The sequence below is a fragment of the Microbacterium sp. MRS-1 genome (assembly GCF_000585455.1).
Taxonomy (GTDB): Bacteria; Actinomycetota; Actinomycetes; order Actinomycetales; family Microbacteriaceae; genus Microbacterium; species Microbacterium laevaniformans.
Window position 1 is genome coordinate 12827 of the sequence record NZ_JAUF01000022.1, and the last position, 13709, is coordinate 26535.

Genomic DNA, 13709 nt, shown 5'->3' on the forward strand with positions numbered 1-13709 from the left:
GCTACTTCCTCAGCTCGAACGTCGTCGCGCCGACCTTGATCGGTGCGCCCACGCGGACGGGCACCGGGGTGCTCACGCGAGCACCGTCGTGCCAGGTTCCGTTGGTGGAGTCGAGGTCCTGGATCATCCACTGGTCGCCCCACAGCAGCAGGCGCGCGTGGTGGCTGGAGGTGTAGTCGTCGCGGATCACGAGACCCGACTCGCTGGAGCGGCCGATCGTGAGCGCGTCAGAACCGAGCGGCAGCTCGAGGCCAGCCTTCGGGCCGCTCGTGATCACGATGCGCGACACGGCGTCGCGGGTCGCCTTCTGTGGTCCGCTCGGGCTCGCAGCGGCGGCGGGAGCGGCCGGGGCGATGGGTGCCGTCGCCGCCTGGGCGGCGGCGGGCGCGGATGCCGCGGCGGCGACGCCCACGCCGGCGGCCGCGGGTTCGGCGAGCTTTCGCACCTTGACGCCGAAGAGGTCTGCGCGCAGGGAGTAGACGACGGCGAAGACGAAGAACCACAGCAGGATCAGGAAGCCGATCTGCAGCAGCAGGAGAGTCAACTCGCTCACGCGGGTCCTCCGATTCCAAAGGCGCGGGTCGCGTCGGCGGCAGAGGTCGTGGGGCGAGGGGGCGCGGCCTGTGCGATGACGCGGAAGACGATGTCGGTGCGGCCGATCGTGACCACCGAGTCGGGGGGCAGCGGCGCTTCGGCGATCTTCGTGCCGTTCAGCTGCGTGCCGTTGGTCGAGCCCATGTCGCGCACCATGGCGCGCTCGCCGTCCCAGAGGATCTCGACGTGACGACGGCTGGTCCCGGCATCCGGGATCGTGATGTCGGCGTCGCTGCCGCGCCCGATGACGGTGCGCCCCTTCGCGAGGGTGTGCGAGGCTCCGGCGATCTCGACGACGCCGCGCCAGGCGACCTGGCCGGCCGCGGTCTGCGAGGCGACGCGCAGCGTGCCCGTCGAGAGGGTGGGGTCACCGGCCAAAGCGATGGTGACGGGACCGGCGAAGCTGAACCCCTGCGCCTTCGCGTGGGCGTCGACGAGGGTGTGCAGTTCGGAGTCGAGCGCGCTGCCCAGACCCAGCATGCGCTCGGCATCGGCCGGCGACATGCGCACCTCGAAGATGTTCGGGGCGAGAATGCGGTCGCGGCTGACGACAGCAGCCTTCGCGTCGAGTTCGCTGCGCAGGGCGGCCGCGATCTCGACGGGCTGAATGCCGCTACGGAAGGACTTCGCGAACGCGCTGTTGACTGCGCGCTCGAGTCCCTTCTCGAAGCTGTCCAGTAGTCCCACAGGGCTCCTCAGGATCGCCGACCGGTGCGTACATGCTAGTTGCACAGGCTGAGCAGACGCGGAACGCGCCGAGCTGGCGCGCGCTCAATGACCGGGAGGTGGCCGGGCGCGGTCGTTGAGCGAGGCGGGCACCGCCGAGTCGAAACGGGTCTCGGGGCGTGATATCCTCGGGAAGTTGAGTCCGTGAGATCTTCGGATGTCGTGGCTCGCGCGAGTGGCGGAATAGGCAGACGCGCTGGCTTCAGGTGCCAGTGCCCGAAAGGGCGTGGGGGTTCAACTCCCCCCTCGCGCACAGGACGTGCGAACGAAGAGGCCGGGCCGGACATCAGATCCGGGCCCGGCCTCTTCGTCGATGTACCCCGGCCGAACGGGACTCACGGGTGCGCGGGCCGTGCGGCGCCGGGCGTGACGCCGTACAGCCGCCGGATGGTCTCTTCGGCGCCGGCCGCATCGCGCGCCGAGATCCGGTCACGCAGCAGCTGCCAGTTCTCGCGGCGCGGCGCGGCCTCGGCCCGGACCCCCGACCATCCGCGCAGATTGCGTTCGACGACGATCGAGGTCTCATGGATGATCGTGTCGAACACACTGTTGCCGGTCGCCCGCGCAGCGACGATGCCCAGGCGGGATGCCGCGGAGAACACCGCGGCCGCGTTGCCGGTGTCGATGCCCGCCAGCGCGGCATCCACCGTGGCGACCAGGTCGGCCAGGTCGTCGTCCGAGCACCGTGACAGCGAAAGGCTGAGCGCATTGCCCAGGAAGTAGGCGGCGAACTCGCCGGTGTCGCGGCGCAATGCGTCGCTGGGAGCGGTGACACGCGTGTAGCGGCCGACCGCGATCTCGACGAGCCCGAAGCGCTCCAGTCGTTGCAGTGCTTCTCGGACGGGTGTTCGCGACACGCCCAGCTGCTGGGCGAGCTCGACATCGCGGAGGCGATGTCCGGGAGGGAAAGTGCCGTCGGCGATCGCCGCGCCGATGCGCGCGTAGATCTCGTCACTCAGGATCATCCCGCTGACGAGCTCGATCGGGGCGAGGGTGGCACTCATTTGGAACGAATGGTACGTCGCCGCACCCGGCCGCGACAGGGGACGCCGCTGCGGGCCCACGCTCAGACGCGCGGCGTGGCCAACTGCGCACCCGCAGCGAACGCGCGCTCCGCGAAGCGGATGCCCATACGCTCGGACGCGGCGGCGTTCGGGTGCAGGCCATCGTCGAGGTCTGACACCTCGGCATCCGGGAGCAGACTCCGGCGTCGAGGAAGATGAGGCGCGGATCATCCGCACGCGCGGCGAGCACCCTCGAGACGGCGTCGCGCACGACACGGAGATTCATCGCGCGACGACGAGCTGGGAGCGCTGGGACTCCCTCCTCCCCGATGGCAGCGTGAACCCCGGAGAGAGCTCTGCGCGCCGCGTACGAGGCTCCGGACGGCATCGAGGTGGACATCGCGCCGACGCTGAGCGGGCGGGTGGAGCGCGTCGGCGTCGTCGGAACCATGGCACCGCCCACCGTCGGAAGGTGACGCGGCGGCGCGACCTCAGCCCGCCGCTGCCGACTCCACGATCGACAGACCTCGCCCGCGTAGCCGCAGGCGCTCCTCCGACAGTGATGCGAGCACGCGGTCGCGCGTGCCGCGGCCGTGTGCGATGACGAGCTCGCGCGCGCGCTCGGCATCCCGGGCAGCGACCGCGGCCACGATCTCCCGGTGCTCGGCGGCGGCGTGGGCGCGGGAGGCGGCGCTGCGCACCTCGAGCCAGCGGGTGCGGCTGAGGCGCACGAGCGTGCCGGCGATCGCGTCGACGAGGAACGCATTGCGCGACAGTCGTGCCAGGGCGACGTGGAAGTCGCTGCCGTCGCGCAGTACGGCGTCGGCGTCGTCGTGCTCGCCGCCGGCACGGGCGATCGCGCCGAGGCTGTCCAGTTCGGCATCGTCGGCGCGGTCCACCGCGAGTGCGACGACGGCGGTCTCGAGCGCCTCGCGGTACTCCATGAGCGCGCGGATCTCGCTGAGGTCGATCGGCGTCACGCGCCAGGTGCGGTCATCGCGCCGTGTCAGTCCCTCGTTCTCGAGGCGCATGAGGGCGGCGCGGATGGGGGTGCGCGACGCACCGAGCATCGACTCGAGTCCGCGTTCGCTCAGCCGCTCACCCGGCAACAGCTCGAGGGACAGGATGGCGGCGCGCAGGCGCTCGTACGGACTGCCGGTCTCGGGGGAAGTGGTCACGTCGCTCCTCTGGTGTACCAGGGTGGTATACCAGAGTGTACCCGACGGAGGATCAGACGATGCCGAGCACGAACACGACGACAGCGACGCCCACGCGGGCGTGGGTGATGCTGGCGCTGGGGGTGTTGGCGCAAGCCGCCGGAACCCTCCTCGTCTCGGCGCCGGCCTACCTGATCCCGCTCCTGCACACTCAGCGCGCCATGCCCCTCGCTCAGGCGGGGCTGCTCGCATCGGCGCCCACTCTCGGCATGGTGTGCACGCTCGTCGTGTGGGGCGTGCTCACCGACAGGTACGGCGAACGGCAGATCATCGCCGGCGGGCTCGTCCTCACCGCCGTGTTCTCGCTCGCTGCCGCCGCAGCGAGCGGCGACGGATATCTCGTTCTCGGTGTGCTCCTCGCGTGCGGGGGTGCCGCGTCGGCCAGCACGAACGCCGCGAGCGGCCGCGTCGTGATCGGCTGGTTCCCCGTGGAGCGCCGCGGACTCGCGATGGGCATCCGCCAGATGTCCCAGCCGCTCGGTGTCGCCACCGCTGCGCTGACGGTTCCACCGCTGGCCGAGGGCGGGCTCGCCGCGCCCTTCGTCGTCGCCGCGGGGGTGACCGGCGCGCTCGCCGTGCTCTGCGCGTGGGGCATCCGCAATCCACCGCGCCCCGCGCGCCGCATCGGCCCGGCGGATGCCGCGACCAACCCCTATCGCGCCAGCGCGTTCCTGGTGCGCATCCACCTCGCCTCGGCTCTTCTCGTCGGCCCGCAGTTCGCGATGTCGATCTTCGGCCTGGTGTGGTTGGTGACGGCGATGGGATGGAGTGCGTCGGCGGCCGGCGCGCTCGTGGCGGCATCGCAGTTCGTGGGCGCGGTGGGCAGGATCGTCGTCGGCCACCTCAGTGATCGCGTCGGCACCCGCGTCGGCGTGCTGCGCTGGGTCGCCGGCGCCGGTGTCGTGGCGATGGCGGCGCTCGCAGTCGCCGGCGCCGTGCACGCCGACGCGCTCGTCGGCGTGCTGTATCTCGTCGCGTCCACGATCGCGGTCGCCGACAACGGCCTCGCGTACACGTCGGTGGCCGAAGCGGCCGGACCCTTCTGGTCGGGTCGCGCCCTCGGCATCCAGAACACCGGGCAGTTCGTCGCGGCGTCGGCGGTCGGCCCGCTGGTCGGGTCGCTCGTCACCCTGGTCGGCTACCCCCTCGCCTTCGCGCTGGTCGGCGCGACGCCGCTCGCCGCGCTCGCGATCACTCCGCGCCGAGACCGCGGCATGCACGGTTAGCGTGGTGTCATGAACGACCCGCATCGCTCCACCGTCGTCGTCTCCGGTGCCGGCACCGGTATCGGCCGTGCCGCCGCCCTCCGCCTCGCCGCATCCGGTCGCCACGTCACCCTCGTCGGCCGCCGGCGGGCACCGCTCGAGGAGGTCGCCGCCCACGAACCGTCGTCGTTCCTCGTCGTGGATGCCGATGTCAGCACCCCCGACGGCGCGCGCCGTGTGGCGGATGCCGTGCGCGACGCGGGCCTGGGCGGTGTCGGTGTGGTCGCCTCCGCCGGGGGCAACGCCCCCGCGGCGTCCGACGACAACCTCGAAGCCATCCGAGATCACTGGCGTGCGGGATTCGACCTCAACGTGATGACCGCGGTCCTGCTGGTCGAAGCGCTGCGACCCGCGCTGGAAGCCGACGGGGGACGCGTCGTGCTGCTGTCGTCGGTCTCGGCCCTGCGTGGCTCGCGGACCGGTTCGTACGGTGCGTCCAAGGCTGCCCTGCACGCGTGGATGTTCGATCTCGCCGCGCAGCTGGGCCGCTTCGGCGGCACCGCCAACGTCGTCGCACCGGGATTCGTGCCCGGGACCGAGTTCTGGGCGGGGGTCTCGGACGACGTCGTGCAGAACCGCGTCGCGCAGACCCTCGTCGGCCGGGTGGGCACGGCCGAGGAGATCGGCGGGATCATCGCCTGGCTGCTCGGTCCGGATGCCGGGTGGGTGACCGGCCAGATCATCTCGGCGAACGGCGGCATGGTGCTCGGACGCTGAACGCCGCCGGTCAATCGGCATCCGCCGACTCGCATCGGCGCGGGATCAGTGCAGATCGTGGAGCCGTCGCAGCGTCTCCTCGGCGCCGCGACCGTCGCGCTCGGCGAGCTGGCGTCGCAGCGCGTCGAAGAGGTCGACGCGACCGGCCGCTGCCGTGAGGAACGGGTCCCAACCGCGCAGATTCCGCTCGATCGTCAGCGCCACCTCGCGAACGACGCCGATGAACACCGTGTTGTGGGTGGCGCGGGTCATGAGCTCGAACATCTGCGTACAGCGGGAGAAGAGCGACGCGATGTCGCGGTGCGCCGCGCTGTCGACGACGGTGCCGGCCACCGCGACGATGCCGTCGAGCTCGTCGTCGGTGGCGTTGGCGAGCGCGAGATGGATCGCGTTGCCCATGAGGTAGGCGGTGAACACTCCGGTTTCGCGTCGCACGCGCTCGTCGGGCACGGACACGCGGGTGTAGCGCCCGACGGCGATCTCGACGAGGCCGAAACGCTCCAGGCGCTGCAGAGCCTCTCGCACGGGAGTGCGCGAGATGCCCAACTGCGCCGCGATGTCGCCGTCGCGCAGACGTTCTCCGGGCGCGAGGGAGCCATCGACGATGGCCGCGCCGATGCGCGCGTAGACCTCGTCGCTCAGGCTTACGCCAGTGGTCAGATCGTTGTGATCGATCGGTCGAAGAAAAGTAGACATCTTACTGAGACGGTTCGGGTCATCTCAGTGATGAGTGTACGGCTGCCGGCCGCCGGTGGGCGAGTGTGTCGGGGTTGCCACCTTTGGCTGTGTTCTTGCAACGTTTGTGTCACCTTGTCTCATCTGATACTGCGCGAGGCCATGCCGACCGTTAGCGTGGAGCCCGTCGGCGCACTCGCGTCGTCATCGCACGTCAGTAAGGCAGTTCATGAGCACCAGCGGTACCGTCAAGTGGTTCAACTCGGAGAAGGGCTTCGGGTTCATCGCTCCCGATGAGGGCGGCGCTGACGTCTTCGCCCACTACTCCGCCATTCAGTCGGGCGGCTACCGCTCGCTCGAGGAGAACCAGCGCGTCGAGTTCGAGATCGCCCAGGGCCCCAAGGGCTTGCAGGCGGAGAACATCCGACCCCTGTGAGTTCGACGGCCCGCTTTCGAGCGGGCCGTTTTCACGTCGGAGCGAGCCGTCGTCCGCACCTGTGCGGCGGCGGCTCGTTCGTCGTGAGCGAGGATCACTCCAGATCGAGCCGCACGATCTGCTCGGCGCCGACGGCGGCAGCGGCGACGGCGGCCACGAGGTCGGGGTAGGCCGGCAGGATCTCCGGCGTGCGCTTCGATGATCCCGGCAGCCCGAGCAGCCAGCGGCGGGTGGTTCCCGTCGGATCGACGACGACGAGTCGGCGTCGGGGATAGGCGGGCGGGCTGAGACGCACGGCGCGCTGCTGTGCGAGGAAGAAGGTCTGCCCGTCGACCGTGACGGCACCCGCCGACACATCGACGCGTCCGGGTACCGAGCGAGCCCGCGCGGCGGTGACGAGCGCGACGACGCCCAGGATCACCGCGAGCACGAGCAGCAGTGGCACGACCACGACCGACACGATCTCGCGATCGTCGCGCACCAGCACGCCCGACATCGCCACGGCGATCGTGACGGCGGCGATGGCGACGACAACGGCGGCCGCGACGCCGGCGCGACGTGCGCTGCGCCGCACTGCCGTGGCATCGGGGCTGAAGCTCCGCGTGCCGACGAGAGACGCAGCGGTGTGGATGCCGTCGGCCTCTCGGACGGCGACGTGTTCCGTGAGCGGCGAGAGCAGGGCCACCAGCTCGGTGAACGCCTCGCGTGACAGCGGGACGTTCACTTCGTCGCGGCGGCCGGGCGACTCCACGATCAGCGTGCGATCGACGCCGGATGGGATGCCGTTGGTGTAGCGCTTGGTGATGCGACTGGTGAACGCCGCGTTCGAGCGCTCCCACCGATGCAGCAGCTGTCCGGGACGGCGGATCTCGACGGCGTCGCGGTCGACGATCACGCGCGTGTTCGCATACCAGAGCGCGCTGCCCCACACGAGGGCGACGACGATGACCGCGGCCGTGATGGCGAGAGTGGCCCGCGTGGACCTGCTCGTGGTGACGGGCAGAAACGAGGGCAGGGCGAACAGTGCCAGGGCACCGAGGATCGCCGACAGGACGAGGGCGCCGAGCGCCCGTCGGGCGAGAGAGCTGCGGAAGACGACCTGCTCGCCCGACGGCGTGCTCATCGGGCGGCGCCGGCGAGGCTGCCGGTCACCTTGCCGGACCGGTCGTAGACGATGCACGAGATCAGGCGGTCGTCGGCGCCCTCCCAGCTGTCCTTCGTCGGGAACAGGTAGCTGAACTCCAGCGTCGACTCTTCGTACGGCACGCCGACGAACGTCGAGAAGGCGTCTCCGCATCCCTTCTCGGCGGCGTCGGTCACCGCGCTGTCGCCGGGGTAGTCACCGGCCGGCATCGTCAGGTCGTAGTACACCTCGTTGTCGTGCGGGTCGGTGCAGGGCACGGCGGGAACATCGCTGATCTGCTCGCCACTCTGGTCGTTGAAGCAGTCGCCGACCTTGATGGTGAACGCGTCGGCCTTGCCGGATTCCGTCACCTGTCCGGTGTCGGCGTCGCGGACGGCCTGATCACCCCCGATCAGGTTCGTGATCGTGGAGCAGCCTCCGAGGAGGATCATGCTCGACACGAGGGCGGCGGCGGGGATGATGCGGTGCAGGCGCATGGGGCACTCTTTCCGGTTACGTATGTCGACTCACACGGGCCGCACGCTCCCACGCTCCGCGTGAGAGAGACAGGGGCACGTCACCGACTCCCGGCCGTGCCCCGACCGTGCAGCGCCCCCAATATATCGGTAGAGCTCAGCCGGCGTGAGACGCCGTCTCATCATCGATGAGCAGCAGTGACCGCAGCTGCGCCGCATTTTCCACGGCGGCCGACGCGCCATCGGCCTCGTGGGGCCAGCTGAAGCCCCACCGCACGAAGACCACCGGCACTCCTTGCGCGGCGCCGCCCTCGACGTCGTGGTGGCGGTCGCCGATGAGCACCGGGCGGCTCGTGTCGACGCCCGCCGCGCGCAGGCGGCGCAGGGCTTCGGCGACGATGTCGGACTTCGATGCGAGCGTCTTCTCGTCGGGGGTGGAGCCGACCATCGCCGTCATGTGCGGCGCCAGATCGAAGTGCTCCATGAGTGCGACGACCTGCACCTCCGGCTTCGAGCTCGCCGTCGCCTGAGAGATTCCCGCAGCGTCGAGGTCGGCGATGATCTCGGCCACCCCCGGGTACAGTCGCGCTCCCGTGGTGTAACCGTCGGCCTTGCCCAAGGTGCGGTAGTACGCGACGGCCTCGGTGGCCTGCTCCGGGGTCATGCCGACGTTGTCCTGGAACGAGTTGAACATCGGCGGGCCGATCCAGTGCACGAGCTCGTCACGCGTCGGTGCGGGCTTGCCGAAGTGCTCGAGGGCGGTCGTGAGGCGCCGCAGGATGCCGTCGGAAGCGTCGACGAGGGTCCCGTCGACGTCCCAGAGCACGCACGTGAAAGGGGATCGCATCGTCATGGGTCCAGCCTAGGGTGCCGTCAGAACAGTCGCGGCGCGCCCGATTCGACGCCCTTCATGCCTTCGTAGTCGAGGGTCACGCAACGGATGCCGCGGTCGCCGGCGAGCGTCTTGGCTTGCGGTTTGATCTCTTGGGCGGCGAACACTCCCGCCACCGGTGCGAGGTGCGGGTCGCGGTTGAGCAGCTCCAGGTAACGGGTGAGCTGCTCGACGCCGTCGATGTCGCCGCGGCGCTTGACCTCGACCGCGACCGTTCCGCCGTCCGGATTGCGCAACAGCAGATCGACCGGGCCGATCGCGGTCGGGAACTCCCGGCGCACGAGGGTGAGGTTGTCGCCGATGACCTCGACCTGCTCGGCGAGCAGGCGCTGCAGGTCGGCCTCGACGCCGTCCTTCTGCAGGCCGGGATCGACACCGAGCTCGTGCGACGAGTCGTGCAGAACTTCATAGATGCGCACGAGAAGAGCATCGCCGGACTTCGCATGGGTCACGCGCCAGTGTTCGATCACACCGGCCGACGCAGACTCGGCATCCGGTGCCTCGACGGTCAGGGTGCACGGCGGGCTCATCCAGTTGAGCGGGGCGTGCTGAATGTCCCGATGGAACGCGACGGTGCCATCGGCCTTGATCATGATCAGGCGGGTCGCCAGCGGAAGATGGGTGTTCAGCCGTCCGGAGTAGTCGACGGAGCAGCGGGCGATGATGAGACGCACTCGTCCAGTCTCGCAGGGCGCGCGGGGAGAACCCGCGCGGTCGCTCAGAAGGGTGGCACGGATTCCGCTGGTGGATGCGGTGGTGGGTCGACCGTGAACGCCACGAGGGGGACGGGGGCGTCTTCTCGGTAGACCCGTCCGGTGGGTGAGGTCCATTCGAGGATGCCGCCGGGGTGTTGTCGCACTCTCCACGCGGTGAACTGCTTCATCGAGTGGTGCCGCTGACACAGGTGGGCGAGGTTCCAGAGGGCAGTGGGGCCGCCCTGCGCGTGGTCGACGGTGTGGTCGATCTCGCAGCGGATCGCTGCCCGTCGGCATCCGGGGAACCGGCAGTGCTGGTCGCGCGCGCGGAGAAATCGACGCTGCGACTGTGCGGTGCGGTACCGATCGACGGCGATCACGGCCCCGTCGACGGGGTCGGTGAGGATCCGGGTGAGCGTGGGCGCGTTTGCGGCGAGAGCGCGGGCGGTATCGGCGTCGACCGGGGTACGTCCGACGAGGTCGGCGGGTCCGTCGTCGGCGTCGAGCAGGGTGAGTGCGGGGACGATGACCTGAACCTGCGCGCGGATCGCGCCCAGGGCCCCGGGCCGGTCGCCGACCGCGCTGGGGTCGAGGGTCGGGCTGCCGGTGAGCAGCATGTCGCAGAGCACGTCGGCGCGAATCTGATCCATCGTCCGCGTATCGCCATCGCCATCGCCATCGCCATCGCCAACGCCGTCGCCCTCGTGATGGCGGCTGTCGGCGATCACCATCGCCTGCTGCGTAAGACGGTCGAGGATGCCGTGGGCGATGACCGTCGGCACTGTCGCGACGAGGTCGGACATGCCATCAGCCCCGGGGATCACCCGGACCCGGCGGCACGCGCTCGCCGTGCGGTGGCGCTCGGTGAAGGAACGCTCCGCGGTGCGTTCGGCGAGAATCTCCACCGCCGCCCGCACCCGGTTGGGCGTATCCCCCTCACAGAGCCGGATCGCCTCCGCTTCGAACTCCGCCCGCCGCTCGGCGGGAACGAGCCCGCCGGCATCCACGATCACCCGCACATGACCACGCGTGATCCGCTCCGCCTCCCACGCGTCGAGGGTCGCGGGGTAGCTTTCGACGAGTTCACGCGCCTCACCGATCCGCTGCTGCACCGTCCGATCGGTCACCCGCAGCACCCCGCCCAGCTCCGCCGCGATCGAGCGCAACACCATGTCGTGCTCCCGCACCGACCCCCGCTGTGCCGCCGCCTCCCGCTCCGCGAGCTGACCCGCCCGCGCCAGCACCCGCACCTCCGCGACCTGCGCCGCCGTCACAGCGCGAGACACCGCCTCAGTGTCCGCAACGAGACCCGACAGTATAGCCACGAACCGGCCGCCGTTGTCGGTCTCGATGACGCCCCCCGGCGCGATCTCCGTCATACCCCGAGTGTACGGCGACATTCGGACATTTGTTCGATCTATCCACAGGTGACCGTCGCGGCATCCCGGGGAGAGCGACCGCCTTAGTGGTGTCCCGCGCCCACCTTCGACCCCGCGATCGGCTTGGCGGCGCCGGATGCCAAGCCGCTCATGGCGATGAGCCCGACGATGATCCAGAGGGTGTTCAGGATGCCGATCTGGTGGCTGACCCAGCCGAGGACGGGCGGTCCGCAGAGGAAGGCGACGTAGCCGATGGTCGCCGCCGCAGAGACGGATGCCGCGGCCTTGCGGGGATCGTCGGCCGCAGCCGACATGCCGAGGGGGAAGCCCAGCGACGCGCCCGCCCCCCACAGGGCGACGCCGATGAAGGCGACCGGAAGGTTCGGCGCGAGAATGAAGACGACCAGACCCACCCCGGCGGCCACCGACAGGGCTCGCAGGGTCCACACGCGACCGATGCGGTCGACGAGCGGGCCGCCCACCGCGCGGAACACCGTCATCGCGACGGAGAAGACCGTGAGGAAGACCGCTCCGGTGGCCTCCGACTCGTTGTGACCGTCGACGACCGCGATCGTCAGCCAGTCGTTCGCGCTGCCCTCGGCGAAGGCCATGCCGAGGATGATCGCGCCGATCGCATAGGTGCGGGGGTCACGCCAGACCTCGAGCGCGGCATGCAGGCGCTCCCGGCGCCCCGGAGACGCGGCGTCGGGGTCGACCGTGACCTGCGCCTGCAGGGGGATGGATCGCAGCGCGTTGGCCGTGATCACGAGCCAGACGACGGCCACGGTGCCGAGGTGCCACGATGCACCGACGCCCCAGGCCGTCATCGCGACGCCGATACCGGCGCCCGCGACGGTGCCGAGGCTGAAGAACGCGTGGAAAAGCGGCATGAGAGTGCGCTCGAACGCCTGCTCGACCTCGGCCGCCTCGACGTTCATCATGACGTCCGTGGCGCCGAAGCACAGCCCGAGGGTCGCCAATCCGATCACCGTCAGGGGATAGGACGACAGCGCGTCCACTCCCAGCGCGGCCAGGAACAGGCCGATGGCGATGCCCACGATCGTGACGGACAGTCCGCGCTTGGCGCCCCAGCGAACGACCACGACGTTGGCCGACATCACGCCGATGAGCGAGCCGGCACCCATGGCGAACAGCAGGATGCCGACCTCGAAGTCGTCGATCGAGAGGTTCTGCTTGACGGCCGGCAGCCGCGACGCCCAGGACGCGAAGGTCACGCCGCACAGGAGGAACAGCGTGAAGATCGAGGTCCGCCAGCGGACGAGCTGGCGGCGGTCGAGGCGGGAGCGGGAGATCACCCCCTCACTGTATCCACATTTCTCGAATCGATTCGACGCCTCGATGACGAGCGCGCCACATCCCCGATCCCCGCCCCGAAACGATTCGACGCGGGTTAGCATCGGGGAGTGACGAACCGCCGGGCCACCATCGCCGACGTCGCCCGCGTCGCGGGCGTCTCGCCGTCGACGGCGTCCGTCGTCTTCAGCGGCAAGACCCCGGTCTCGGACACCACGCGACTGCGGGTCATCGAGGCCGCCGACTCCCTCGGCTACACCGGGCCCGACCCCCGCGCCGCCTCGCTGCGTCTGGGCCGCAGCGGCATCGTCGCCGTCGTCGTCGGTTCATCCTTGAATTTCATGTTCGTCGACCCCGTCCAGCGTCTCCTGATGGACGGGCTCGCCGAAGCCGTCGCCCCCCTCGGTGCGGGCCTCCTCCTCCTTCGCCGCGACGACGAGCTCGACATCGAGAACGCCCCCACCCTGACGACGGCGTCCATCGACGCCGCGGTGCTCATCGGCTGCGATGGGTCGCTCCGCGCGTCGCTGCCGATCGTCCAGGCCCGCGGCATCCCCGTCGTGGTGGTCGAAGGAGACGCCGGCGAGGGCATTCCCCGCATCGCTCTGGACAACCGTGACGCGCAGCGGCGGGCGGCGCAGTACGTCCGCGATCTCGGCCACGCCCGCGTCGCGATCGTCACGCTGTGGCAGGACGCCGCCGGCACGGTCGGATGGATCGCGCCGGATGCCGAGATCGCGGTCGACGTGACGCGCGATCGTCTTCAGGGAGCTCGTGACGTCTTTCCCGACGCGCCGGCCTTCGCGTGCGCAGGCAGCTCCATCGACGACGGATTCGCCGCGGGGCGCGTGCTGTTCGCCGACCCGCGCACCCGGCCCACCGCCGTCATCGCGCAGAGCGACCTTCTGGCCGCCGGTGTCATCCGCGCCGCCGAGGATGCCGGTCTGCGCGTGCCCCAGGACGTCAGCGTCACCGGGTTCGACGGCGTTCCCGTCGACGGGCTCGCCCCCTACGAGCTGACCACGCTCGTCCAGCCCGCGACGGCCAAGGGCCGCGCGGCAGGCGCCGCGATCGCTGCGATGCTCGACGGGCGTGAACCGGAGTCGGTCAACCTCACTTCTACATTCCGCATCGGTAATACGACCTCGCGCGCCGGGTGACACCGGGCGCCCGGTAGACTGGCCTTCCGACCCCCG

Annotated in this window: 15 protein-coding genes and 1 tRNA gene; 5 read left to right on the forward strand and 11 right to left on the reverse strand. The window is 70.4% G+C overall.

Annotated elements, in window-relative coordinates:
* Position 1 precedes the first annotated feature (1 nt).
* Together AS96_RS05895 and AS96_RS05900 are read right to left on the reverse strand one after the other, a co-directional pair.
* A complete protein-coding gene (locus tag AS96_RS05895; protein WP_036286776.1) occupies positions 2-553 on the reverse strand; it encodes an FHA domain-containing protein FhaB/FipA in 552 nt (183 codons plus the stop codon).
* Entirely contained in the window at positions 550-1281 is a 732-nt protein-coding gene (locus tag AS96_RS05900; protein WP_036286779.1) for an FhaA domain-containing protein, read from the reverse strand. The genes AS96_RS05895 and AS96_RS05900 overlap by 4 nt, the downstream gene beginning before the upstream one ends.
* A gap of 208 nt (positions 1282-1489) precedes the next feature.
* Between AS96_RS05900 and AS96_RS05905 the strand changes: the two genes are divergently transcribed.
* Positions 1490-1573, forward strand: a tRNA-Leu gene (locus tag AS96_RS05905).
* 82 nt (positions 1574-1655) lie between these two features.
* Here AS96_RS05905 and AS96_RS05910 read toward each other — a convergent pair.
* Both AS96_RS05910 and AS96_RS05920 read right to left on the reverse strand, forming a co-directional pair.
* Entirely contained in the window at positions 1656-2324 is a 669-nt protein-coding gene (locus AS96_RS05910; RefSeq protein WP_036286782.1) for a GntR family transcriptional regulator, read from the reverse strand.
* Positions 2325-2815: 491 nt separating this feature from the next.
* Positions 2816-3502 carry a GntR family transcriptional regulator gene (locus tag AS96_RS05920; RefSeq protein WP_036286785.1) on the reverse strand — a complete coding sequence of 229 codons (687 nt, stop codon included), beginning with the start codon at positions 3500-3502 and terminating at the stop codon, positions 2816-2818.
* A 59-nt stretch (positions 3503-3561) separates the two neighbouring features.
* Here AS96_RS05920 and AS96_RS05925 point away from each other — a divergent pair, with 59 nt between their 5' ends.
* Together AS96_RS05925 and AS96_RS05930 are read left to right on the forward strand one after the other, a co-directional pair.
* Positions 3562-4767 (forward strand): MFS transporter, encoded by a 1206-nt coding sequence (locus tag AS96_RS05925; RefSeq protein ID WP_036286788.1) that lies wholly within the window; start codon positions 3562-3564, stop codon positions 4765-4767.
* 9 nt (positions 4768-4776) lie between these two features.
* Positions 4777-5523: an SDR family NAD(P)-dependent oxidoreductase gene (locus AS96_RS05930; protein WP_036286791.1), complete on the forward strand. Its 747-nt coding sequence runs from the start codon at positions 4777-4779 to the stop codon at positions 5521-5523.
* 45 nt (positions 5524-5568) lie between these two features.
* Here AS96_RS05930 and AS96_RS05935 read toward each other — a convergent pair whose 3' ends face one another.
* A complete protein-coding gene (locus AS96_RS05935) occupies positions 5569-6219 on the reverse strand; it encodes a GntR family transcriptional regulator (RefSeq protein WP_036286795.1) in 651 nt (216 codons plus the stop codon).
* A gap of 208 nt (positions 6220-6427) precedes the next feature.
* Here AS96_RS05935 and AS96_RS05940 point away from each other — a divergent pair, with 208 nt between their 5' ends.
* Positions 6428-6634, forward strand: coding sequence for a cold-shock protein (locus AS96_RS05940; protein WP_028496198.1), 207 nt, complete (start codon positions 6428-6430; stop codon positions 6632-6634).
* A gap of 94 nt (positions 6635-6728) precedes the next feature.
* On the opposite strand, the gene AS96_RS05945 is transcribed toward AS96_RS05940, so the two are convergent.
* The 6 genes from AS96_RS05945 to AS96_RS05970 form a co-directional block, all read right to left on the reverse strand.
* Positions 6729-7757: a hypothetical protein gene (locus AS96_RS05945; RefSeq protein WP_036286798.1), complete on the reverse strand. Its 1029-nt coding sequence runs from the start codon at positions 7755-7757 to the stop codon at positions 6729-6731.
* Positions 7754-8254 (reverse strand): septum formation family protein, encoded by a 501-nt coding sequence (locus AS96_RS05950; protein ID WP_036286801.1) that lies wholly within the window; start codon positions 8252-8254, stop codon positions 7754-7756. The genes AS96_RS05945 and AS96_RS05950 overlap by 4 nt, the downstream gene beginning before the upstream one ends.
* 136 nt (positions 8255-8390) lie before the next feature.
* Positions 8391-9086: an HAD hydrolase-like protein gene (locus AS96_RS05955; protein ID WP_036286804.1), complete on the reverse strand. Its 696-nt coding sequence runs from the start codon at positions 9084-9086 to the stop codon at positions 8391-8393.
* Between the two features lie 20 nt (positions 9087-9106).
* Positions 9107-9799: an endonuclease NucS gene (nucS, locus tag AS96_RS05960; protein WP_036286807.1), complete on the reverse strand. Its 693-nt coding sequence runs from the start codon at positions 9797-9799 to the stop codon at positions 9107-9109.
* Positions 9800-9843: 44 nt separating this feature from the next.
* Positions 9844-11199, reverse strand: coding sequence for an HNH endonuclease signature motif containing protein (locus AS96_RS05965; RefSeq protein WP_036286810.1), 1356 nt, complete (start codon positions 11197-11199; stop codon positions 9844-9846).
* Between the two features lie 83 nt (positions 11200-11282).
* Positions 11283-12515: an MFS transporter gene (locus AS96_RS05970; RefSeq protein ID WP_036286813.1), complete on the reverse strand. Its 1233-nt coding sequence runs from the start codon at positions 12513-12515 to the stop codon at positions 11283-11285.
* 108 nt (positions 12516-12623) lie between these two features.
* Here AS96_RS05970 and AS96_RS05975 point away from each other — a divergent pair, with 108 nt between their 5' ends.
* Positions 12624-13673, forward strand: coding sequence for a LacI family DNA-binding transcriptional regulator (locus tag AS96_RS05975; RefSeq protein WP_036286816.1), 1050 nt, complete (start codon positions 12624-12626; stop codon positions 13671-13673).
* Positions 13674-13709 lie beyond the last annotated feature (36 nt).